Origin of the sequence: Pseudomonas guangdongensis (assembly GCF_900105885.1) — a bacterium.
Classification (GTDB): domain Bacteria; phylum Pseudomonadota; class Gammaproteobacteria; order Pseudomonadales; family Pseudomonadaceae; genus Geopseudomonas; species Geopseudomonas guangdongensis.
The window spans coordinates 2,108,090-2,131,031 of record NZ_LT629780.1 but is presented as its reverse complement, the minus strand read 5'-3'; the positions used below and the strand labels follow the sequence as shown (position 1 = coordinate 2,131,031).

The following is a 22,942-nucleotide window of genomic DNA, read 5'->3' as shown; positions in this document are numbered from 1 at the left end:
ACGGATTCCGTGCACAATCGCGGCCTCCTGTGAGGACGACCTCACCGCATCCTGCGACCATCCGGGGACGGCCCCAACCTGCCACCCACGGAGGTTCGCCATGTCCTGGCTCATCCTGCTGCTCGCCGGCCTGTTCGAGGTCGCCTGGGCCATCGGCCTGAAATACACCGACGGTTTCAGCCGCCCGCTGCCCACCCTGCTTACCGTCGCCGCCATGCTGGTCAGCATCGGCCTGCTCGGTCTGGCCATGAAGGAGCTGCCGCTGGGCACCGCCTATGCGATCTGGACCGGCATCGGCGCGGTCGGCACGGTGATCGCCGGCATCCTGCTGTTCGGCGAGTCGCTCGCCCCGCTGCGGCTGTGCAGCGTGCTGCTGATCGTCTGCGGACTGATCGGGCTCAAGCTGGCGCACTGAGCTTCCGGCCATCGCTCTGACCCGGACGCAAAAAGGGGGTGCTGCAAGCAGCACCCCCTTTCGTTTCGCCACCCGGAATCTCCGGGCAAAGCCAGCCTTACACCATAGTCGGATCCGGCTCCAGGCCCATCAGCTCGCGGCCGAGGATCTGCGCGCAGACGTCGTAGTCGGTGTAGGCATGCGCACCGGTCATGTGCGAGTCGCGGAACAGGCGCTGGATCTCGCTGTTCTCGAACCAGCTGGTGGCACCGGCGGCGCCGAACAGGCGGTCGACGGCCTCGATGCACATCTTCACCGCATAGGCCTGGTTGGTGCGCCAGTAGGCCAGGGTCTCGCGGCTCGGGTACTGCTTGCGCTCGCCGTATTCGGCATGCTCGTCCCAGGTCTTTTCGAGGAAGGCGCGGGCAGCGGCGACCTGATGGGTCGACTCGGCCAGACGCATCAGCGCCGGGGTGGCGGCACCGACGTTGGCACCGGTGTAGGCGCGCACGCGGTTCTTCTGCTTTTCCTTGAAGGCGACCAGCATGCGCTCGGCGATGCCCAGGCTGATGGCGGAGAAACCGCAGGCGAAGTACGGACGGTACGGGGTGTAGAAGATCTTGCTGTCCGGGTACAGACCGAAGCCCGCGGACTTGCCTTCCATCATGTCCTTGGCCGCCTGGATGCGGTGGTTGGGGATGAAGGCATTCTTGATCACCAGGGTCTTCGAGCCGCTGCTGCGCATGCCGACGGAGAACCAGTCGTCGCGGATCTCGTAATCGCTGCGCGGCAGCACGCCGAAGCTGTAGACCAGCTCGCCTTCGGCATTCTTGCGGCGCATGCCGACGATGGCCCACTCGGCGTGGTCACAGCCGCTGCTCCAGCCCATCTCGCCGCTGAGCAGCACGCCGCCCTCGGCTTCCTCGATGGTGCTGAACGGTGCGATGCTGCTGCTGGCGGTGGCGTCGGGGTTGTCGCCCCAGATCTCGTCCTGCAGCTGCTTGGGGAACATCGCCAGCTGGTGGCTGTGGGTGCACAGCAGGCTGAAGGCCCAGGCGGTGCCGCCGCAGGCGCCGGCCAGCGCGGCCACGCAGTTGGTGAACTCGGGCAGGGAGATTTCCAGACCGCCGTAGGCCTTGGGCTGGAAGGCGCGGTGCATCCCGATGCTCTTCAGCAGAGCGATGTTCTCCTCCGGCACCTTGCGCTCCTGCTCCGCCTTGGCGGCGTTGGCGGCGATGGCCGGCAGGATGGTTTGCAGCTTTTCCAGCAGGGGATTCGATCGTTTCATGATGGTGATGTCCGGGCAGATACTTATTGTGTGTACTGTCGATACGTCGGGGACACAAGGCACGAGGACGCTTGGCAGGAATGACCACACGCTCTCAGTCTGGTCGATTCCAGGCGATTTGCCCGGCCGGCCAGCGGTCCGTGGCCGGCATTATGGGTTGCCGAACAGCCGTGCTGAATGCACCTTTCATAGAGTCAATTGCACTTTTCGTGGCAAGCATGGGGCCTGACCAAGCGTACGAATAGCCCACCAAACAGCCCAGGACAGCTCCAGCGAGCAGTACAACTCGCTGGTTCGCCGGGTTTTTCAGCGAAACGCGCGACATCGCAACGAAACGGAACACCGAGCGCCAAACAACCGAAAGAGCGGGCTCAACTGCACTTGCACAAATCGCGGCCGTACTGCTGAAAACCCCGACGGGCGACGGGCGGCGCTACAGTCACTGCCAAAACGGCAGGTCATCCACCGCGGGAGTCACGGCGACGCAGAACGCGCAGCCGCAAGCCGCCGCCTCCGGAGCGCATCGGGCGCGGCACACAGTGAATCAGTCTGGAATTGAGGGAGACGTACCGCGGGCTGCCGACTATCGCGCCAGCCCGCCGCAAAGGAGCGCCGCGACCTCTGCCGCCGCGCGGCCGCTCAGCGCAGCTCGATGCCGTCGTCGTGGATGACGATCAGCCCCTGCTTGTACAGGCCGCCGATGGCCTTCTTGAAGTTGCCCTTGCTCACCCCGAACAGGCGAACGATCTCTTCCGGCGCACTCTTGTCGTTCAGCGCCAGACGCCCGCCGGCCTCGCGCAGCCGGGAAAGAATCTGCTCGCTCAACTGGTCGCCCGCCGCCCGACCGACCGGCTGCAGGCTCAGGCTGATCTTGCCGTCGGCGCGCACTTCCTTGATGTAGCCGGTCTCGCGCAGGCCCGCCCGGAGGAACTTGAACAGCTCGTTCTTGTGGATCAACCCCCAGTGGCGGCCCTCGACGATGGCCTTGAAGCCCAGGTCGGTGCGCTCGACCACCAGCAGGTCGACCGCCTGGCCCGGCCGGTAGGCGGGCGGCGTCTTGTCGAGATAGCGGTCGAGACGCGCGGTGGCGGTGATGCGCCGGGTGCGCGGATCGAGATAGACATGCACCACGCAGTAGTCGCCGACCTGCAGCGGCCGCTTTTCCTCGGAATGCGGCAGGAACAGGTCCTTGGGCAGTCCCCAGTCGAGAAACAAACCGACATGGTTGATCGCCACCACTTTGAGGCTGGCGAAACCGCCGACCTGCACCCTGGGCTTCTGGGTGGTGGCGATGATGCGATCCTCGCTGTCCAGGTAGACGAACACGTTGAGCCAGTCGCCCACCTCGCACGGTTCGTCCTTGGGCACATAGCGCCGAGGCAGCAGAATTTCGCCGTCGGCACCGCCATCCAGATAGAGGCCGAAATCCGTGTGTTTGACCACCTGCAGAGTGTTGAACTGCCCGATCAGTGCCATGTCGCATACCTTGATTGCCAGGGGCAGCATTCTAGCCGAGATCGCCCGGCAAATACCGGCCGATCGACGCAGGCCATGAGACATGACTGCGGGCGCCCGACCGACGACTGCGCATAACCCCAGACTTTCGTCAGAGTGACCCAACTCCTTGATTTCAAAGGCACTCTGCGTGATAGCAAAACATACGCCTGACTACTCCCGCGCGCAGGCCGCAGAAAGGATTTGCACCCGACCGCATTACCGCGTAGGGTGGTGCCACTGTGTTGCAGTGTCATCGTAATCGACTGGTTTAGATCTTGATCCAATCCCATCGCGGTTTTCTTGGCTCCTTGCACTCAGTTCCGACCCCGGGCAGTTCCGGCGTCGCAGTCAATACTGTTTCAAGGAGACATTCATGTCTAATCGTCAGACCGGCACCGTCAAGTGGTTCAATGATGAAAAAGGCTTCGGCTTCATCACCCCGCAGAGCGGCCCGGACGTCTTCGTTCACTTCCGCGCTATCAAATCTGACGGCTTCAAGAGCCTGAAGGAAGGCCAAGCGGTCTCCTTCCTGGTCGTGCAAGGTCAGAAAGGCCTGCAGGCCGACGAGGTGCAGGTGATCTGATCACCCGCCTCGCGCTGTACAAGGAACCCCGCCCTCGTGCGGGGTTCTTGCTTTCTGGCGCCCCACACCGGGCCGCCCGCTCCTGCTCCCCCGCCACGAGATACAGCCGATGTCGTTGAAGCTGACCATCGTCGACCAGACCCCCGTCCACGGCGACCGCCCGTCCCGCCAAGCCCCCGACAGCTCGGTAGAGCTGGCCCGCGCCTGCGACGAGCTGGGCTATCACCGTTACTGGCTGGCCGAACACCACAACAGCATCCAGTTTGCCAACCCCTGTCCGGAAATCATGATCGCGCGGATCGCCAGCGCCACGCAGCACATGCGCATCGGCAGCGGCGGCGTGATGCTGACCCATTACAGCCCGTACAAGGTGGCCGAGGTGTTCCGCATGCTCGCCAGCCTGTTCCCCGAACGCATCGACCTCGGCATCGGCCGCGCCCCGGGCGGTACGCCGCTGGCCTCGGCCGCCCTCGCCGCCCCCTACGAGCAACTGGAGGAAGACACCTTCCCGCAACAGGCCGCCGAGCTGTGCGCCTTCCTGCGCAACGAATTCCCCGCCCGCCACCCCTACGGCCGCCTGCACTGCCTGCCGGACAACGACCCGGCACCGCAGCTGTGGATGCTCGGCTCCGGGGGCGGCAGCTCGTCGCTGGCCGGCTACCTGGGCATGGGCCTGTCGGTGGCCAAGTTCATCGCCCCGCAGGCCTGCTCGCCGACGATCTTCGCCAACTACGAACGCCACTTCCGCGAAGCGGGCCACGACCACCGGCCGTCGCGCATGCTGGCCCTGGCGGTGATCTGCGCGGAAACCGAGGAGGAGGCGCAGCGCGTCGCCAGCACCGCCGCCTGGCGCAAGATGATGACCGGCCGCGGCGCCCGCGAACCACTGCTCAGCCCCGAGGAGATCGACCAGCGGCGCCGTAGCCTGAGCGCCAGCGACCTGGCCGAGCTGGACGCCACCCGCGACGCCATGGTGGTCGGCACTCCCGAGCAGTGCTGGGAGCAGTTCCATGCCCACGCCCGCGACTACCAGCTCGACGAGCTGGGCCTGGTCACCGTGACCCACAGCTTCGCCGACCGCCTGAACAGCTACCGGCTGCTGGCGGCGGGGCTCTGAACTGCGCACCTCGGCAGGTTTGCGGGGAATACTTTCCAGATCCTGCCAGTTCGCTAAAAAATACCCTCCAGATCGTGTACAATGGTCGGTCTTTTCATCTGCAGACAGGAGAACCATCATGCAAAGCAAACCCGGTGCGTCCAAGCAGAAGATTGCCCCCGTGCCCTCCGCCGAGGCCCGCCGCACGCTCGAAGAGCAGATGGCCGCCTTCCTCAAGGCCGGCGGCGAAGTCCAGCAGATCCCCCGCGGAGTGAGCGGCCAGGTCTACGGCAGCTCGCGCCAGATCACCATTGGCAAGAAGTGATCCCATGAGCGATCCGGTCCGTCTGTCCAAGCGCCTCGCCGAACTGCTGCCCTGCTCGCGCCGCGAGGCCGAGCTGTACATCGAGGGCGGCTGGGTCAGCGTGGACGGCCAGACGGTCGAGGAGCCGCAGTTCAAGGTGCAGCCGGGGCAGGACGTCGTCCTGCTGCCCGGCGCCCGCGCCGAATCCCAACCGCCGCTCACCCTGATCCTGCACAAGCCGGCCGGCGTCTCCGTCGAGCAGGCCCAGGCCCTGCTCGGTGCCGCCACCCGCAGCACCGACGACGCCTCCGGCCAGCGCCTGCTCAAACGCCACCTGCAGCGCCTGAGCACGCCGCTGGCGCTGGAAAACAGCGCTTCCGGCCTTCTGGTGATGACCCAGAACTGGGGCGTGATCCGCAAGCTGACCGACGATTTCAGCAAGATCGAGCAGGAATACATCGTCGAGGTCGACGGCAGCCTGAGCGAGGAGCAGCTCAAGCGCCTGCAATTCGGCCTGAGCTACCGGGGCCGCCCGTTGACGCCCTGCAAGGTCAGCTGGCAAAGCGAAACCCGCCTGCGTTTTGCCCTCAAGGCGCCACAACCGGGCCAGTTGCAGCACATGTGCCAGGCCGTCGGCCTGCAGGTGCAGGGCATCCGCCGTATCCGCATCGGTCGTCTGGCCATGGCCAAGCTGCCGGCCGGCCAGTGGCGCTACCTGGGCGCTCACGAGCGTTTCTGAGCCACGCGCGCAGTTGCCCGTACATCAGGCCGGGCAACCTCCTCCGCCATGCAGCCCTCTAGGGCTGCGCCAGTCCCAGGCGCAGTACCCGACCGTCGCGCTCGTCGGTGAGCAGATAGAGCCAGCCGTCCGGCCCCACCCGCACGTCGCGAATGCGCCGCTGCAGCGACTCCAGCAGCCGCTCCTCGGCCACCACGCGGTCGCCCTCCAGAGTCAGTCGCAGCAGCGCCCGATCGGCCAGCGCGCCGATGAACAAGCTATGCCGCCAGGCCGGGAAGCGCTGGCCGTCGTAGAAGGCCATGCCGCTGATCGCCGGCGACTTCGCCCAGACGTGCAGGGGCGCCTCGGTCCCGGCCAGCGTCCGCCCTTCGGCCTCGGGAATCGGCAGCAGGCTGTAGTTGATGCCGTGGGTCGCCCGCGGCCAGCCGTAGTTGCGCCCCGCGCGCAGGAGGTTGATCTCGTCGCCGCCGCGCGGGCCGTGCTCGTGGCTCCACAGCTGCCCGCTCCAGGGGTTGAACGCCAGCCCCTGCGGATTGCGATGGCCGTAAGTCCAGATTTCGCCGCGCGCGCCGGAGCGGCCGACGAAGGGATTGTCCGCGGGAATCCCCCCGTCCGCCCGCAGGCGCACCACCTTGCCCTGCAGCTTGTCGAGATCCTGAGCGGTGGCGCGCTGGTTGTTCTCGCCCAGCGCGACGAACAGGTCGCCCGCCGGATCGAAGGCCAGACGGGCGCCGAAGTGGATGCCGTTGGACAGCCGCGGCTGCTGGCGGAAGATCACCTGGAAGGCCTCCAGCGCCGTCAGATCGGCCGACAGCCGGCCGCGCCCGACCACGGTGCCGGCCAGGCCGTCCGCGCCCTGCTCGGCGTAGGCCAGATACAGCAGGCGGTCGGTCGGGAAACGCGGCGACAAGGCGATATCCAGCAGGCCGCCTTGACCGCGGGCGAACACCGCGGGCACCCCGCGCAGCGGCGCCAGCACGCGCCCGTCGTCCAGCACCCGGCGCAGCCGGCCGGCGCGCTCGCTGACCAGCAGGCCCTGCCCTTGCGGCAGGAAGGCCAGCGCCCAGGGATGTTCGAGGCCACCGGCGACCTCCTGCAGCACCAGCGGCCCATGCACACTGTCAAGCCGGGGGGCGGCCTGCGCCGTCGCCAGCAGGCCGAGCAGCAGCGCCATGGCGCCGGCATGGCGCAGTTTCATCGCCAGACTCCTCATCGACACTCCTCCCGGGGCGGCGCGGCGGCCAGTTGCTCGTCGAGAAACTCGGCCAGCACCCGCGCATTGTTGTGTGTCTCGTCGTGGGCGGCGTACAGCAGGGTCAGCGCGCCGCCGCAGGCCCGCTCCAGCAGCGGCTGCCAGAGCGCCGGGGCCGCCGCCAGCTCGTCGCGGTAGGCCGTGCGGAACGCGGCGAAGCGCTCGGGCTGGTGCGCGAAGGCCCGGCGGATCGCCTCAGACGGCGCCAGCTCGCGCAGCCAGGCATCCAGCCGCAGCGTCTCGCGGCTGCAACCGCGCGGCCACAGCCGGTCCACCAGCACCCGATAACCGTCTTCCGGCACTGCCGGCCGATAGACCCGCTTGCAGACGATCACTGCGCCGCCCTCCCCGCCCGCCGCTGCGGATCAGCGTAGCCCGGTCACGGCCTACTCGGCCGCCGGCGTCTCCTGGCCCATGCAGCGCACCGCGCGCTTCTTGTTGTCGACCAGTACGCCGGTCAGGCCCTTCTGATTGACGTCGAACAGCACCAGCACGCCGTCGATGCAGTGGGCGACCTGGTCGGCCGGCTTGAGGGAAACCTTGTAGTCCTCGCCGGGCACGGTCTTGAGCATGGTGTAGTCGCTGAGCAGCAGGGCGTCCTCGGGCTTGGCGAAGTGCAGATAGCCGTAGTAGCCGAGCACCGCGATGGTGCCGGCGACGCTGCCGATGGCGGTGAGGATCAGGGGAATGGGGTTGCGTTCGCTCATGATGGATGGACCCGGAACAGTCGTGGGAAAGGACGCAACGGGCCATGGCGGCCCGCCGCGGAAAACGGTCAGAGGATGTTGGCGTAGTCGGCTTCGACCCGGTCCAGGCTCAGGTGGTTGAGGAAGTTGGAGAAGCACATCCACGCCGACAGCGCGTTGAGGTCGCTGAACTGCGGCGGCAGGTACTTGGGCGGCACCACCAGCCCCTCGTCGACCAGCTGGCGCAGGGTGCGCATGTCCTCCAGGGTCGCCTTGCCGCAGAACAGCAGCGGGATCTGCTCCAGCCGCCCCTTGCGCACGGCGAGCTGGATGTAGTTGTAGATCAGGATGAAGCCCTTGAGATACGACAGGTCCTTGGTGAACGGCAGCCCGTCCGGGGTCGAGCCCCGGAACACGCGGATGGTGTTGGAGTAGCCGTCCTCGGCGCTGTAGCCCTGCTCGCGGTAGAAGTCGAAGATCTGCAGGAAGTCGGCGCCCTCCTCGGCCATGTGGATGGCGCGGGTGCGGTTGGTCAGCTTGCGCAGCCGGGTCGGGTAGGAGGCGAAGGCGATCACCTCCATGAGGATCGCCAGGCCTTCCTGGGTGATGGTCGAGGACGGCGGGCCCTTGGCCAGGAAGGTGCAGACCGGCTGGTTCTGGCCGTTGAGGGTGGTGCCGACATGCACCAGGCCCTCGTGCACCGCCAGGGCGCGGATGTCGCGCGGATTGAACAGCGCGTCGGCGCGGATCTTGATGTAGTCGGCGCCGGCGGCGGCATCGGCGAGAATGCCGTCGGACTCGAACACCCGCACCACCGCCTCGTCGCCGAACACCCCGTTGAGCTGGCCCTGCAGCAGGGCCACCGCCTCGCTGGCGGTGAGGGTCTTGGGCTCGTCCTTGAGGTCGCTGCGGTCGGCGATGTTGTCCAGGTAGGTGGAGAACATCACGCCGAGGTCGGCCAGAGTCGGGTCGCCGGCGTGGAAGGCGTCGGAGGCCGAGCCGTACAGCTCCTGGGAGATCAGCCCGAAATCCGCGGTGCCGCGCGCTTCGAGCATACGGATCACCATGCGGTATTCCTTGCACATGCGCCGCATGATCTGCCCGACCGGGCTGAACTGGCCGAGCTGGCGGGTGATGTCGCGCTCGATCTGCTGGAACTGCTGCTTCTTCTCGTCGGCATCGAAGGACAGCGGCCGGCTCTGGTAGTAGGCCCGGTCCACCGCCGGCAGCTTCTGCCCGCGGGCCTTGAGAAAGCCCTGGCGGATGTTGTCGTCCCACTTGATCGCATCCAGCACGCGGATCGGCGTCTGCGCCTCGACCAGGCGGTCGGACAGCGCGCGGATGGTCTGCCGGTATTCGGTATTGGCCTTGCTGCGACTCATCGGGCCGGCTCCCGCGGCGCGCTGCGCTGGAAGCGGGCGACCTCGACGAACACGTCGCTGTTGGCCGGATCGTCGAGGAAGGCATACACCTCGGGCAGGGTGCTCTCGATCAGCACGCCCTCGCCCTCCTCGGTGCCGACCACCAAGCCACGCAGGCTGCCCTCTTCCAGGGCGCGACCGACGCTGTCGATGTCCAGGCTGTAGAGCACCAGCTCGTCGTCATCGGTCAGCTCGAAGCCGCCAAAGGCGAAATGACCGCCCAGCCGCGCCGGCGCCGCCACCGAGAGATACCAGCGCCGCCCGTGGCGCGCCACGGTGAAGTCGTAGCCGCGTGCCTGGGCACGGTTGTCCGCCGACTCGCGCCAGGCCAGCGCGCGGTAGCGGCCGTCGGCCTGGCGCACGATGTCGAGGAAGCGCCGCTCGCCCCATTCGTCGTTGCCAGCCCAGGCGCCGAGCAGGTGCGCCGGCGCCGACTCGCCGAGCGGAATGGGTTCGCGGAAGGTGGCCAGACAGCCGGCCAGCAGCAGCAAAGGCAGAAGGACCAACAGACGCAGCGCTTGCATGGAAAAGGCTCCTTGACTCCAGCGACGATCCGGCTGCCGAGCCCGTGCCATCCCCGGCAGCGTCGAACGGCCCGCGCAGGACGCGGGCCTTGCCTCAGCTTAGTGTTGCGGGCGCATGTGCGGGAACAGGATCACGTCGCGGATCGACGGCGAATCGGTCAGCAGCATGACCAGACGGTCGATGCCGATGCCCTCGCCGGCAGTCGGCGGCATGCCGTATTCCAGGGCGCGCACGAAGTCGGCGTCGAAGTGCATGGCCTCGTCGTCGCCGGCGTCCTTCTCGGCCACCTGGGCGTGGAAGCGCTCGGCCTGGTCCTCGGCATCGTTCAGCTCGGAGTAGGCGTTGGCGATCTCGCGGCCGCCGATGAACAGCTCGAAGCGGTCGGTGACGCTCGGGTCCTCGTCGTTGCGCCGCGCCAGCGGCGACACCTCGAAGGGATAGCGGGTGATGAAGGTCGGCTGCTCCAGCTTGTGCTCGACCAGCTCCTCGAAAATCATCACCTGCAACTTGCCCAGGCCCTCGTGGCCAAGCACCTTGGCGCCGGCGGCCTTGGCCAGCTCGCGGCACTTGTCCACGTCCTGCAGGTCGGCGGCGCTGATCTGCGGGTTGTACTTGAGGATCGAGTCGAACACCGACAGGCGCGCGAACGGCTCGCCGAAGTGGAACACCTTGTCGCCGTAGGGCACGTCGGTAGTGCCGAGCACCGCCTGGGCCAGCTCGCGGAACAGCTCCTCGGTGAGGTCCATGTTGTCTTCGTAGTCGGCGTAGGCGTGGTAGAACTCGAGCATGGTGAACTCGGGGTTGTGCCGGGTCGACACGCCTTCGTTGCGGAAGTTGCGGTTGATCTCGAAGACCTTCTCGAAGCCGCCGACCACCAGGCGCTTGAGGTACAGCTCCGGGGCGATGCGCAGGAACATCTGCATGTCCAGGGCGTTGTGGTGGGTCTCGAAGGGCTTGGCCGCCGCGCCGCCGGGGATGGTCTGCAGCATCGGGGTCTCCACTTCGAGGAAACCGCGCTCGCTGAGGAAGCGGCGGATGTGGGCGATCACCTGGGAGCGCACGCGGAAGGTGTCGCGCACCTCCTCATTGACGATCAGGTCGACGTAGCGCTGGCGATAGCGGGTCTCGGTGTCGGTCAGGCCGTGGAACTTGTCCGGCAGCGGACGCAGCGCCTTGGTCAGCAGGCGCGCGTCCTGCATGTCGACGTACAGGTCGCCCTTGCCGGAGCGGGCCAGCACGCCGCTGACGCCGACGATATCGCCCAGGTCCCAGTGCTTGATCGCTTCGAGGGTCTCGGCCGGCAGGGTCTTGCGGTTGACGTACAGCTGGATGCGCCCGCTGCCGTCCTGGATGACCATGAAGGCGCCGCGATTGAGCATGATGCGCCCGGCCACGCTGACCTTGATCTGCTGCGCTTCCAGGTCTTCCTTGCCGGCCTCGGCGTACTGTTTCTGCAGTTCGCCCGCCTGGCTGTCGCGGCGGAAGTCGTTGGGGAAGGCAATCGCCTGGCTTTCGCGCACGGCAGCAAGCTTTTCCTTGCGCTGGGCAATCAGCTTGTTCTCTTCCTCGTGAAGGGCGTGCTCGTTCAGCGGTTGTTCGCTCATGGTCGTCGTTTTTCCAAATTTGGCGTGGCTTGCGCCACATCCGGGATGTGCGCGGTGAACCCGGCGCTCCCGCCCGCGGCGGGAGCGCCATGCATTACAGACCCTGCTTCAGGCTGGCCTCGATGAATTCGTCGAGATCGCCGTCAAGCACCGCGTCGCAGTTGCTTTCCTCGATGCCGGTGCGCAGATCCTTGATCCGCGACTGGTCGAGCACGTAGGAGCGGATCTGGTGACCCCAGCCGATGTCCGACTTGGTGTCTTCCAGCGCCTGGGAGGCCTCGCGGCGCTTCTGCATTTCCAGCTCGTACAGCTTGGCACGCAGCATCTTGAAGGCGCGGTCCTTGTTGGCGTGCTGGGAGCGCTCGTTCTGGCAGCTCACCACGGTGTTGGTGGGAATGTGGGTGATCCGCACCGCCGAGTCGGTGGTGTTGACGTGCTGACCACCGGCGCCGGAGGAGCGGTAGGTGTCGATGCGCAGGTCGGCCGGGTTGATCTCGATGTCGATGTTGTCGTCGATTTCCGGCGAGACGAACACCGCGGTGAACGAGGTGTGGCGACGGTTGCCGGAGTCGAACGGACTCTTGCGCACCAGGCGGTGCACGCCGATCTCGGTGCGCAGCCAGCCGAAGGCGTACTCGCCGCGCACGTGCACGGTGGCGCTCTTGATGCCGGCCACTTCGCCCTCGGTCAGTTCGACGATCTCGGCATCGAAACCGTGCTTGCCGGCCCAGCGCAGGTACATGCGCAGCAGCATGTTGGCCCAGTCCTGGGCCTCGGTGCCGCCGGAGCCGGCCTGGATGTCCAGGTAGGCGTTGCTGGCGTCCATCTCGCCGCTGAACATGCGGCGGAACTCGAGCTTTTCGAGGCTCTCGCGCAGGCGCTGGACCTCGGCGGATACGTCGTCCACCGCGCCCTGGTCGTTCTCCTCGACCGCCATGTCGAGCAGGTCGCCGGCATCGGCCAGACCGCCGGTCAGCTCGTCCAGGGTCTCGACGATCTGCGCCAGCATCGAACGCTCGCGCCCCAGGTTCTGCGCGTACTCGGGATTGCTCCAGACGTTGGGGTCTTCGAGTTCGCGGTTCACTTCAACCAGACGATCAGCTTTCTGATCGTAGTCAAAGATACCCCCTGATGGCCTGGGTGCGTTCGGTCAGGTCCTTGATGGCGTTCAGGATCGGATTGATTTCCATGGCAGGCGTCACTCGCGGGAAGAACGTGGGAAAAGCGCGCGATTATACGCGGGTCCGGGCGGGCTGGCATCTTGCGGGTGATGGCCCACGGGGTAGAGCGAAGGGTAGACAAGGGCGCGGCCTTGTCTACCGGACCGGAGCGCGCCCATGGGCGCGAACCATCGCGGCGAGGGCGTCGCGCGCCGCGCCGGCATCGCCGGACAGGGCCTCAGTGCGCGCACCCCACCTGTCGGGTGGGCGACCTCGCCGGTGCCTGGCCCACGCCTCTGGCGGAGGAGCGCTGCGCGCGTCGTCCGCCCGGCCCCCGTACTCAGCCGCCGAGCTGCGCCAGGCGGGCGAGGAACGCCGCCTCGTCCAGCACCGCGACGCCCAGCTCGCCGGCCCTGGCCAGCTTGGAGCCGGCGCCGGGGCCGGCGACCACGCAGTGGGTCTTCGCCGACACCGAGCCGGCCACCTTGGCGCCGAGCGCCTCCAGGCGCGCCTTGCCCTCGTCGCGGCTCATCGCCTCCAGGGTGCCGGTGAGCACCCAGGTCTGGCCGGCCAGCGGCAGGTCGGCGACCCGCTTCTTCTCGCTCTGCCAGTGCATGCCGAAGGCGCGCAGCTGCGCCTCGATGGCGCGCGCCCGCGCCACATTGCCCGGCGCGGCGAAGAATTCGCGCAGGCCCGCGCGGGCCTTCTCGGTCAGGCCCTTGGTGGCCTTGAGGCTCAACCAGTCCTGACTGAGGGCGACCACGCCCTCCAGGCTGTCGCCCGCCGCGGCGGCGAGGTGCTTCGCACCGGTGGCGGCGATGCCGGGGATCTCCAGCTTGGCGATCAGCTCGGCGAGGCTCGCGCAGGCGGCGAACTCGGCGTGCAGCTCGCCCTCCTCCTGCAGCGCGACACCACGCTCAAGCAGTTGGGCGATCACCGTGCGGTTGTGATCGTCGTCGAAGAAGCTGCGGATCTCGTGGGCCACTTCCAGACCGACATCCGGCAGCCAGGTCAGCACCTCGGGCAGCGCCGCCTCGATGCGCGCCAGCGCACCCAGGGCGCGGGCCAGCAGCTTGGCGGTCTCCTCGCCGACGTCGGGAATGCCCAGGGCATAGATGAAGCGCGCCAGGCTCGGCTGGCGGCTGGCGGCGATGGCCGCCAGCAGGTTGCGGGTCGACAGCTCGGCGAAACCTTCCAGCGCCACCACCTGGTCGAAGCCCAGGGCGTACAGGTCGGCCGGCGAGCGCACCAGCCCGACGTCCACCAGCTGTTCGACGATCCGCTCGCCCAGGCCGTCGATGTCCATGGCGCGGCGCGAGACGAAGTGGATGATCGCCTGCTTGAGCTGCGCCCGACAGCTCAGACGGCCGACGCAGCGGTAGATCGAGCCCTCGCTGAGCGAGGCCTTGCCTTTGCCGCGCTTGACCAGTTGGGTGCGCTCGACGTGCGAGCCGCACACCGGACAGTTGCGCGGCGTCTCGACCGGCCGCGCATCGGCGGGGCGGCGCTCGACCACCACCTGCACCACCTGGGGGATCACGTCGCCGGCGCGGCGGACGATCACAGTGTCACCGATCATCAGACCGAGGCGCGCCACCTCGTCCATGTTGTGCAGGGTGGCGTTGGACACCGTGACCCCGGCCACCTGCACCGGTTTCAGGCGCGCCACCGGGGTCACCGCGCCGGTGCGGCCGACCTGGAACTCGACATCCAGCAGCTCGGTCAGCTCCTCCTGGGCGGGGAACTTGTGAGCGATGGCCCAGCGCGGCTCGCGGGCGCGGAAGCCCAGCTCGCGCTGCCAGTCCAGGCGATCGACCTTGAACACCACGCCGTCGATCTCGTAGGCCAGTGCGGCGCGGCGCGCACCGATCTCGCGGTAGTAGGCCAGCGCCGCCTCGACACCCTCGGCCAGACGCAGCTCGGCGCTGACCGGCACGCCCCAGCCCCGGAGCGCGGCAAGGACGCCGCTCTGGGTGGCCGGCAGCTCGCCGTCCACCTGGCCGATGCCGTAGGCGCAGAACTCCAGCGGCCGGCTGGCGGTGATCTTCGGATCGAGCTGGCGCAGGCTGCCGGCGGCGGCGTTGCGCGGGTTGGCGAAGGTCTTGCCGCCCGTTTCGATGGCCCGTGCGTTGAGCGCCTCGAAGCCGGCGCGGCTCATGTACACCTCGCCGCGCACCTCCAGCACCCGCGGCCAGCCCGTGCCGAGCAGGCGCAGCGGGATACTGCGGATGGTGCGCACGTTGCTGCTGATGTCCTCGCCGGTGCTGCCGTCGCCGCGGGTGGCGCCGCGCACCAGCAGACCGTCGACGTACAGCAGGCTGACCGCCAGACCGTCGAGCTTGGGCTCGCAGGCGTAGACCACCTCGGCGCCGGCGCCGAACAGGTCGCCGGCCGGCAGCAGCTCGCCGAGCCCCTCGCGCACCCGGCGATCGAAGTCGCGCAGGTCGTCCTCGGCGAAGGCGTTGCCGAGGCTGAGCATCGGCACTTCGTGACGCACCTGGCCGAACTCGGCCAGCGCCTGACCGCCGACCCGCTGGGTCGGCGAGTCGGCGCTGACCAGCTCGGGATGCGCGGCCTCCAGCGCCTTGAGTTCGTGGAACAGGCGGTCGTACTCGGCATCCGGCACGCTGGGCGCGTCGAGCACGTAGTAACGGTGGTTGTGCTGGTCGATCTGCTCGCGCAGGGCGGCGATCCGCTGGGCGGCGGTCTGGGTCATGGGCTGGTTTTTTCCGTGAAACGAGAAAGCAGCCCTTCGACGGGCGAAGGACTGCTTTCGGGGAACGACATCGGCGCGAGGAGACGCGGGGTCAGCGCTTGTTCATCAGCGCCCGCCGCTCGAAGTCGACGATGCGCTGACGGTAATGCTCGATGGTCTGCGCGGTCAGCACGCTGCGCTGCTCGTCCTTGAGGTCGCCGCCCAGCTCGTGGGCCAGCTTGCGCGCCGCCGCCACCATCAGGTCGAAGGCCTGCTTGGGATGGCGCGGACCGGGCAGACTGAGGAAGAAGCACACCGCACGGGTGCTGCAGTTGTCGATGTCGTCGAGGTCGAAGGTGCCGGGATTGAGGGCATTGGCCATGGAGAACAGCACTTCGCCGTTGCCGGCCATGCTCTCGTGGCGATGGAAGATGTCCATGTCGCCGAAGCGCAGGCCGCTTTCCAGCAGGCTCTGCAGCAGCGCCGGGCCCTTGAAGCCGGCCGGATCGCGGGCCACCACGTTGATCACCAGCACCACGTCCGGCAGCGCGACCGGCTTGCGCGGTTCGGGCTTGTCGGCTTTTTCGACCGGCGCAGCGGCCTCGGCCTCACGCGACCTAGACTTGCGCGGCGGCTCGGCCGGCGCGCTCTCGACGGCCGGCGCCTCGGCTTCGCGGCGCTTGCCGCGTACGGCAGGCTCGGCGGTGAGCTCCGGCAGATCGCCCTCGTCCAGCGAGGGTTCGCGGTGCTTGTCGACCACCCGGGCCGGGCCGAGCAGTTCCGGATCGCCGTCGTCGTCGGGCAGGTTGGCCGCCGAGCGGTCGAGCCGCAACTTCAAACGGTTCTTGCTGCCGCGCATGCGGCGCCAACCGTCAAACAGGATGCCGCCGATCACGATGATGCCGGCGACGATCAGCCATTCGCGCAAACCGATGTCCATGGAAGACACTTTCCCCTAATTTCAGAATCCGGGCACAGCAATTACTGGTTCAGCCACTTTGCTCGGCAAGTGCCGGTTTTTATATACCGATGAGGCTGGCAATGGCGCATAAATTAACATGCCGTCACAAACTATACACGGCCCGCGACGTCAAGCTTCCGCCAGTGCCACAGCTTCCTCGACATTGACGGCAACCAGACGCGAACACCCGGGTTCGTGCATGGTTACCCCCATCAACTGATCGGCCATTTCCATGGCGATCTTGTTGTGGGTGATATAGATGAACTGCACCTTCTGCGACATTTCCTTGACGAGCCGCGCATAGCGGCCGACGTTGGCGTCGTCCAGCGGCGCATCCACCTCGTCGAGCATGCAGAACGGCGCCGGGTTGAGCTGGAAGATCGCGAACACCAGAGCCAGCGCGGTCAGCGCCTTCTCGCCGCCGGAGAGCAAGTGGATGGTGCTGTTCTTCTTGCCCGGCGGGCGGGCCATGATCGCCACCCCGGTATCGAGCAGGTCCTCGCCGGTCAGCTCCAGATAGGCCTGGCCGCCGCCGAACACCTTGGGGAACAGCGCCTGCAGGCCGCCGTTGATCTGCTCGAAGGTGTCCTTGAAGCGCGCGCGGGTTTCCTTGTCGATCTTGCGGATGACGTTTTCCAGGGTTTCCAGCGCCTCGACCAGATCGTCGTTCTGCGCATCCAGGTAGCGCTTGCGCTCGGACTGCTGCTGGTATTCGTCGATGGCCGCCAGGTTGATCGGCCCCAGACGCTGGATGCGCACGGCGAGCTGTTCGAGCTGCGCTTCCCACTCGCGCTCGCCGGCCGCCGGGTCCAGGCTGGCGAGCAGCGCCGACAGGTCGTGCTGCTCCTCGGCGAGCTGGTCTTCGAGGGTCTTGCGCCGCACGCTGAGGGTCTGCCAGTCGAGGCGCTGCTGTTCGAGCTGGCCACGCAGCAGCTGCGCCTGCTGCTCGGCGCTGCCGCGGCGCTTCTCGGCGTCGCGCAGCTCGCGGTCGGCATCGTCGAGGGCGAGGCGCGCCAGGCGCATTTCCTCATCGACCGCCAGACGCCGCTCCAGCAGCTCCTCCAGGCGCAGGCGCAGTTCCTGCAGCGGCTCGTCGCCCTCCTCCAGGTTGAGGCTGAGCTGTTCGCAGCGCTCGGCCAGCCGCGCGCCCTGCAGTTCGAGGCGCTCCAGCGCCTGGCGGGTGGAGTCGTGCTGGGCGCGCAGCGCGCCGACGCGCAGCGCCAGCTGGTGGGCCTGGTCCTTGTGCTGGCGACTGTCCTGGCGCACCCGTTCGAGGCGCTCGCGCAGGCCGTCGCGCCCGGCCAGCAGCGCCTCGCGGCGCTCGTTGTCGCTGGCCATGGCGTCCAGCGCGTCCTGCAGGTACAGGCGCGCCTCGCCGAGCTGCTCGACTTCCAGGGCGCGCTGCTCGGCCAGTTCGGCCAGCTCCTCGTCGAGCCGGCGGCGGCGCAGGGCCAGTTGTTCGTGGCGGGCCTGCAGGGCCGAAAGCCGGGCGCGCAGCTCGCCCAGTGCCCGGCCGTCGTCGTGGATCTGCCGGCGCAGCAGTTCGCGCGCCTGTTCCTCGGCCTGCTGCTCGTCGCGCAGCGCCTGCAGTCGCTCCTCCAGCGCTGCCAGCGCGGTTTCGCGCGCCTCGCGCTCGACGCCGAGGCGCTCCAGTTCCTGGGCGCGCGCCAGCAGGCCGCTGTCCGCCTCGCCGCCGCGCCGCACGCGCAGGAAATGCCGGCCGACCCAGTAACCGTCGCGGCTGATCAGGCTCTCGCCGTCGCCCAGCCGCGCGCGGGCGGCCAGCGCGGCCTCCAGCGACTCGGCCGGGTAGACCCGCGCCAGCCAGGGGGACAGATCGCAGCCGGCCTGCACCTTGTCGAGCAGACTGCCGCTCGCCCTGTCGCCGCGCCCGGACAGGCAGGCCAGGCGCAGTTCGCCCTGCGCGAAGGCAGCCAAGTCGAGGCCGGCGAAGTCGTCGAGCAGCACCGCCTGCAGGTCGGCGCCCAGCACGGTCTCCACCGCCAGCTCCCAGCCCGGCTCGACGCGCAGGCCCTCGGCCAGCCGCGGACGACCCTGCAGGCCCTGGGCCTGCAGCCACTCGCCGGCGCCGCTGCCCGGATCGAGCGCCGCCTGCTGCAGCGCCTCCAGCGAGGCCAGACGTCCGGCCAGACGCTGCAGTTCGCCCTGAGCCTGCTGCTGCTCGCCACCGGCCTGCTGCAGCGCCTCGCGCAGCTGCTGCAGGCGCTCGGCCCGCAGGCCCTCGGCGGCCTGACGCTCTTCCAGTGCCAGCTCGCCCTCGGCCAGCTGCTCGGCGAGCTGCTCCATTTCTGCCGCCGCCGGATCGGCGCCGAGCTGGCCGCGCTCCTCGTCCAGCCGGCGCTGACGCTCGACCAGCCGCTCCAGGCTCTGCTCCAGCTGCTGGATGCGTGCCTGCTGCACCTCGGCCTGGCGGCGCGGCGCGGCGCTGTGCTGGTTGAAGGCGTCCCACTGCTCCTGCCAGGCGTGCATGGCGGTTTCCGCCTCTTCCAGCGCGCTAGCGCCCTCTTCGGCGGCAGCCTGGGCCAGCGCCTGCTCGGGGTCGAGCTGGGCCAGCTCCTCGGCCAGGCTGGCCAGCAGGTCGCGGTCGCCTAGCAGGTGCCGGGCGGTTTCCTCGCGGGCCTGTTCGGCCTCGCGCAGGTCGTCCTGCAGCTGGCGTAGGCGCTGCTGGCCATGCTGGATGCTCTGCTCGATGCGGGCGATGTCGCCGCCCACCGAATAGAAGCGCGCCTGCACCTGGTTGAAGGTTTCCGCCAGCTCGTGATGGCCGTCGCGCAGGCGCTCGATGCTGGCGTCGGCGTTGCGCTGCTCGGCGACCAGCGCCTCCAGGGCCACTTCCTGATCGCCGATCACACCCTGCCGCGCGCGCGCCTGTTCGTCCAGCGCCAGCCAGCGCAGGGCCGCCAGCTCGGCCTTGAGCTGGCGTTCCTCAGCCTTGTACTGGCGGTACTTCTCCGCGGCCTGGGCCTGGCGCTGCAGGCGTTCGAGCTGGCGCTCCAGCTCCTGGCGCAGATCGGCCAGGCGTTCGAGGTTTTCCTGGGTGCGGCGGATGCGGTTCTCGGTCTCGCGGCGGCGCTCCTTGTACTTGGAGATGCCCGCGGCTTCCTCGATGAAGTTCCGCAGGTCCTCGGGCTTGGCCTCGATCAGCTTGGAGATCATCCCCTGCTCGATGATCGAGTAGCTACGCGGCCCCAGGCCGGTGCCGAGGAAGATGTCGGTGATGTCGCGCCGACGGCACTTGGTGCCGTTGAGGAAATAGGTGTTCTGCCCGTCGCGGGTCACCCGGCGGCGGATGGAGATTTCGCCGTAGGCGGCGTACTCGCCGAGCAGGCTGGCATCGCTATTGTCGAACACCAGCTCGATGGAGGCCTGGCCGACCGGCTTGCGGGTGTTGGAGCCGTTGAAGATCACGTCGGTCATCGACTCGCCGCGAAGGTTCTTCGCCGAACTCTCGCCCATCACCCAGCGCACGGCGTCGATGATGTTGGATTTGCCGCAACCGTTGGGGCCGACCACCGCCGCCATGTTGCTCGGGAAGCTGACCGTGGTGGGGTCGACGAAGGACTTGAACCCGGCCAGGCGGATGCATTTCAGGCGCATGACGACAGGCTCCGCGACAGGCGGCAGAGGACGAGGGGCAGCAGGAAGGCGCCGGGGGCGGACTGCGGGATCATCGGAGGTCGTCGGAGGTCGTCGGTCAGGGGTTTTGCGGGCGCGGCAGTCTAGCACAGCCCTCGGCGGCCGACCTGTGCGCCGCGGCGCGGATCGGGAGCGGCCGCCGCGGCGATATCGGCGTGACATCGTGCACCTGCGCTTGTAATGTAAAAACGCTACTTTGACGCCAGACATAAAAACAAAAGCGAATAACGCACAGACTACGGAATCTTGACATGGGCACTCCCGCACCCTTTCTCATGCCACATTCCGCTCCCCACCGCACACCTTCCGCCCGCGTCCTGCCCGACAGCCACCCGTCCAGGCGCCGGCTGCGCGGGCGCCGGACCGGCGGCACATGAGCCGGCGCCCGCCCGCCTGGCGCCCCCTGGCGCTCTGCGGCCTGATGCTCTGCCTGTGGCTGGCCGGCGTGCTCCCGGCCGCCGCCGCGCCGGCCATCGTCGATCTCGCGGTACTGGCCGATCCGGACGGTCGCGAAACCATCGACAGCGTCGCCGACCCGGCCCGCGCCGGCGACTTCCGCCCGGCTCCCCATGGCTTCTCGGCCGGCTACACCCGCCAGGTACACTGGCTACGCTTCACCCTGATCCCGCCGGCGCCGAACCCCGAAGGCCTGCGGCCCGTGCTGCTGGAGATCAATCCGCCCTATCTGGACAGCCTGCAGCTGTACTGGCCGAACGCCGACAGCGGCGGCTACAACGTCCGCCACAGCGGCGACCTGCAGCCATACGCCAGCCGCGAACTGCGCCACCGCGCCTTCGTCCACCGCCTGACCCTGCGCGACGACCGCCCGCTCACCCTCTACCTGCGCCTGCAGACCAGCAGCAGTTCGGTGGTCGCGCTCGACGCCTGGGAGCCGGAGCGCTTCCTCGAAGCCTCCGGGCACGAATACGCCTGGCTGGGCCTGTTCTTCGGGCTGCTGCTGGCCTGCCTGCTGGGCAATCTGTGGAGCGGGCTGTGGAAGACCCAGCCGCTCTATCGCGCCTACCTGCTGCACCTGAGCGCCACCCTGTTCATGCTGCTCGGCAGCAACGGCCTGCCCGGCGAGTTCGCGTTCCTCCCCGATCCGCTCTGGAGCCATCACTGGACCTCGATCGGCATGTTGCTGGTGTTCGCCTCGGGCACCCACTTCTACCGCCTGGCGCTCGACCTGGATCAGGCGCCGCGCTGGATGGAGCGCCTCTATCGCAGCGTCACGCTCCTCGCCCTGCTGGCCCTGCCGGCGCCCTTCCTCGATCTCTACGCGGAAGCCATGAACCTGCTGATGCCGCTGGCCCTCGTCCTGCTCGGCATCGGCCTGCGGCGCAGCCTGCAACTCTGGCGCGAGCAGCGGCCCAGCGCCTACCCGCTGCTCGCCGCCCATCTGCTGGCCATCCTCGGCACCCTGTCGGCCATGCTGACCATGCTCGGCGTGCTGCCCGGACAGCTCTGGCTGATTCACGGCTACCAGTTGGGCCGCGCCGGCACCCTCCTGGCCATGCAGTGGCTGCTCAGCCAGCGCATCCGCCAGATCGAGCAGGACCAGGTCGGCGCCTGCATCGCCGCCGAGCGCGCCCAGGCGCGGGCCGACCACGAGCGCGCGGAGCGCGAACAGCAGCGCCGCTTCCTCGCCATGCTCACCCACGAACTGAAGACGCCGCTGGCGGTGCTGCGCATGCACCTGGGCACGCCCAGCCCTTCGCCGGCCATGCAGCGCCACGCCGAGCAGGCCATCGACGAGATCAACGCGCTGATCGAGCGTTGCGCCCTGACCAGCCGCATCGAGGACCGCCAGTTGCTGCGCAGCCCCGAACCCTGCCGGCTCGACACCCTGCTCGGCGAACTGCGCGAGCGCCAGCCGCAGCCCGAGCGCATCGAACTGGACCTGCAGCCGACCCCCGGCCTGCTCAGCGAGCCGCTGCTGCTGCGCACCCTGCTCAACAACCTGATCGACAACGGCCTCAAGTACGCCCCCGCCGACACCCGCCTGCACCTGAGCCTCGCGCCGCGGCGGGAGGACGGCCAGGCCGGCCTGCTGCTGCGCTGCCGCAACCGCCTCGGCGCCGCCGGCGCGCCCGATCCCGAGCGGCTGTTCGACAAGTATTACCGCGCCCCCGGAGCCCACGCCTACGCCGGCTCCGGGCTGGGGCTGTACATCGTCCGCGAGCTGAGCGCCCTGCTGGGCGGTCGCGTGCGCTATCTGCCCACCCCGTCGGAGGCCTGTTTCGAGCTATGGTTGCCCGTCACACCCCCATCGTGAACCCCGCCACGCCGCTGCGCGTCCTGGTGGTCGAGGATCATCTGGCCCTGCGCGAAGTCACCGTGGAGGCCCTGTGCAGCCATGGCTACCGGGCGCAAGGGGTCGACAGCGCCGAGGCCGTCTACGAGCTGCCCAGCGGCAGCCATTTCGACATTGCCCTGGTCGATCTCAACCTGCCGGGCGAGGACGGCCTGAGCCTGACCGCGCGCCTGCGCCATATCCAGCCCGGCATCGGCATCGTGATCCTCAGCGCCCGCCACAGCCTCGACGCCCGGCTCGCCGGCTATCGGCAGGGCGCCGACCTCTACCTCAACAAGCCCACCGCACCGGCCGAACTCTGCGCCGCCATCGACGCCCTGGCGCGCCGCCTGACGCCGCCGGCCCCGGCATGCACCACGGACTTCGTGCTCGAACGCGCCGGCGCCCTGCTGCACACCCCCGACGGCATGCTCAGCCTGCGCCCTCTGGAGGCCGAGGCGCTGTATGCCCTGGCGCTGGCGCCGGAGCACTTCCTGGAAAGCTGGCAACTGCTCGAACGCCTGGGCAAGCCGCTCGACATCTATGGCAAGGCCCAGCTCGAAGTGCTGATCTCGCGGCTGCGCGGCAGGCTGCGGGCGCACGGCTCGCAGAGCAACCCGATTCGCGCAGAGCGCGGCAAGGGCTACCGCCTGAACCTGGCCCTGCAGGTGCGCTGAACCTGGCCGCAGGGGCACGGCAAGCTTCTGTAAGTTTCGCGCGCCAGAAAATTGTTAAAAGAGTCGCAAGGCAGGGTTCAAGCGCGGCTAAAGACGCCGCACTGTCGTTG

General features: G+C 68.4%; 19 protein-coding genes. 7 read left to right on the top strand and 12 right to left on the bottom strand.

Annotated features, from left to right (window positions below; translation table 11 throughout):
• Nucleotides 1-100 precede the first annotated feature (100 nt).
• Entirely contained in the window at nt 101-415 is a 315-nt protein-coding gene (gene sugE / locus BLU22_RS10060; RefSeq protein WP_090214091.1) for a quaternary ammonium compound efflux SMR transporter SugE, read from the top strand.
• Between the two features lie 97 nt (nt 416-512).
• Here the strand turns inward: sugE and BLU22_RS10055 are convergent, their stop codons facing one another.
• Nucleotides 513-1,682: a p-hydroxyphenylacetate 3-hydroxylase oxygenase component gene (locus BLU22_RS10055; RefSeq protein ID WP_090214090.1), complete on the bottom strand. Its 1,170-nt coding sequence runs from the start codon at nt 1,680-1,682 to the stop codon at nt 513-515.
• Nucleotides 1,683-2,321: 639 nt separating this feature from the next.
• Nucleotides 2,322-3,158: a CvfB family protein gene (locus tag BLU22_RS10050; protein ID WP_090214088.1), complete on the bottom strand. Its 837-nt coding sequence runs from the start codon at nt 3,156-3,158 to the stop codon at nt 2,322-2,324.
• Between the two features lie 394 nt (nt 3,159-3,552).
• Between BLU22_RS10050 and BLU22_RS10045 the strand changes: the two genes are divergently transcribed.
• From BLU22_RS10045 to BLU22_RS10030, 4 genes are all read left to right on the top strand, one after another.
• Nucleotides 3,553-3,762 carry a cold-shock protein gene (locus tag BLU22_RS10045; protein WP_090214087.1) on the top strand — a complete coding sequence of 70 codons (210 nt, stop codon included), beginning with the start codon at nt 3,553-3,555 and terminating at the stop codon, nt 3,760-3,762.
• A gap of 109 nt (nt 3,763-3,871) precedes the next feature.
• Nucleotides 3,872-4,879, top strand: coding sequence for an MsnO8 family LLM class oxidoreductase (locus BLU22_RS10040; protein ID WP_090214085.1), 1,008 nt, complete (start codon nt 3,872-3,874; stop codon nt 4,877-4,879).
• Between the two features lie 118 nt (nt 4,880-4,997).
• Nucleotides 4,998-5,183, top strand: a complete 186-nt coding sequence (locus tag BLU22_RS10035) for a hypothetical protein (protein WP_090214083.1) — start codon at nt 4,998-5,000, stop codon at nt 5,181-5,183.
• A gap of 4 nt (nt 5,184-5,187) precedes the next feature.
• Nucleotides 5,188-5,901, top strand: coding sequence for an rRNA pseudouridine synthase (locus tag BLU22_RS10030; RefSeq protein WP_090214082.1), 714 nt, complete (start codon nt 5,188-5,190; stop codon nt 5,899-5,901).
• A 58-nt stretch (nt 5,902-5,959) separates the two neighbouring features.
• Here BLU22_RS10030 and BLU22_RS10025 read toward each other — a convergent pair whose 3' ends face one another.
• From BLU22_RS10025 to smc, 10 genes are all read right to left on the bottom strand, one after another.
• Nucleotides 5,960-7,114 (bottom strand): PQQ-dependent sugar dehydrogenase, encoded by a 1,155-nt coding sequence (locus BLU22_RS10025; protein WP_090214080.1) that lies wholly within the window; start codon nt 7,112-7,114, stop codon nt 5,960-5,962.
• Nucleotides 7,111-7,488: a DUF488 domain-containing protein gene (locus BLU22_RS10020; RefSeq protein WP_090214079.1), complete on the bottom strand. Its 378-nt coding sequence runs from the start codon at nt 7,486-7,488 to the stop codon at nt 7,111-7,113. Before BLU22_RS10020 ends, BLU22_RS10025 begins: the two co-directional genes overlap by 4 nt.
• Before the next feature lie 51 nt (nt 7,489-7,539).
• The gene (locus BLU22_RS10015) at nt 7,540-7,860 is read right to left on the bottom strand and encodes a hypothetical protein (RefSeq protein WP_090214077.1); all 321 of its coding nucleotides are present in this window, start codon (nt 7,858-7,860) and stop codon (nt 7,540-7,542) included.
• Nucleotides 7,861-7,928: 68 nt separating this feature from the next.
• Nucleotides 7,929-9,221, bottom strand: coding sequence for a flavohemoglobin expression-modulating QEGLA motif protein (locus BLU22_RS10010; protein ID WP_090214075.1), 1,293 nt, complete (start codon nt 9,219-9,221; stop codon nt 7,929-7,931).
• Complete coding sequence (locus BLU22_RS10005) at nt 9,218-9,784, bottom strand: hypothetical protein (protein WP_090214074.1); 567 nt, start codon at nt 9,782-9,784, stop codon at nt 9,218-9,220. Before BLU22_RS10005 ends, BLU22_RS10010 begins: the two co-directional genes overlap by 4 nt.
• A gap of 99 nt (nt 9,785-9,883) precedes the next feature.
• Nucleotides 9,884-11,389, bottom strand: coding sequence for a lysine--tRNA ligase (gene lysS, locus BLU22_RS10000; protein ID WP_090214072.1), 1,506 nt, complete (start codon nt 11,387-11,389; stop codon nt 9,884-9,886).
• Nucleotides 11,390-11,483: 94 nt separating this feature from the next.
• Nucleotides 11,484-12,579, bottom strand: a protein-coding gene (gene prfB / locus BLU22_RS09995) for a peptide chain release factor 2 (RefSeq protein ID WP_157718989.1) whose coding sequence is annotated in 2 segments (ribosomal slippage) — nt 11,484-12,506 and nt 12,508-12,579 — 1,095 coding nt in all. Because the reading frame shifts where the segments join, the coding sequence is not laid out codon by codon here.
• 310 nt (nt 12,580-12,889) lie between these two features.
• Nucleotides 12,890-15,265, bottom strand: coding sequence for an NAD-dependent DNA ligase LigA (ligA, locus tag BLU22_RS09990; RefSeq protein ID WP_090214069.1), 2,376 nt, complete (start codon nt 15,263-15,265; stop codon nt 12,890-12,892).
• Nucleotides 15,266-15,356: 91 nt separating this feature from the next.
• Nucleotides 15,357-16,184 carry a cell division protein ZipA gene (zipA, locus tag BLU22_RS09985; protein WP_090214067.1) on the bottom strand — a complete coding sequence of 276 codons (828 nt, stop codon included), beginning with the start codon at nt 16,182-16,184 and terminating at the stop codon, nt 15,357-15,359.
• A 150-nt stretch (nt 16,185-16,334) separates the two neighbouring features.
• Nucleotides 16,335-19,823 carry a chromosome segregation protein SMC gene (gene smc / locus BLU22_RS09980; protein WP_090214065.1) on the bottom strand — a complete coding sequence of 1,163 codons (3,489 nt, stop codon included), beginning with the start codon at nt 19,821-19,823 and terminating at the stop codon, nt 16,335-16,337.
• Between the two features lie 412 nt (nt 19,824-20,235).
• On the opposite strand from smc, the gene BLU22_RS09975 reads away from it, so the two are divergent.
• Complete coding sequence (locus BLU22_RS09975; RefSeq protein WP_090214064.1) at nt 20,236-22,137, top strand: sensor histidine kinase; 1,902 nt, start codon at nt 20,236-20,238, stop codon at nt 22,135-22,137.
• A complete protein-coding gene (locus BLU22_RS09970) occupies nt 22,110-22,832 on the top strand; it encodes a response regulator transcription factor (RefSeq protein WP_090214062.1) in 723 nt (240 codons plus the stop codon). Before BLU22_RS09975 ends, BLU22_RS09970 begins: the two co-directional genes overlap by 28 nt.
• Nucleotides 22,833-22,942 lie beyond the last annotated feature (110 nt).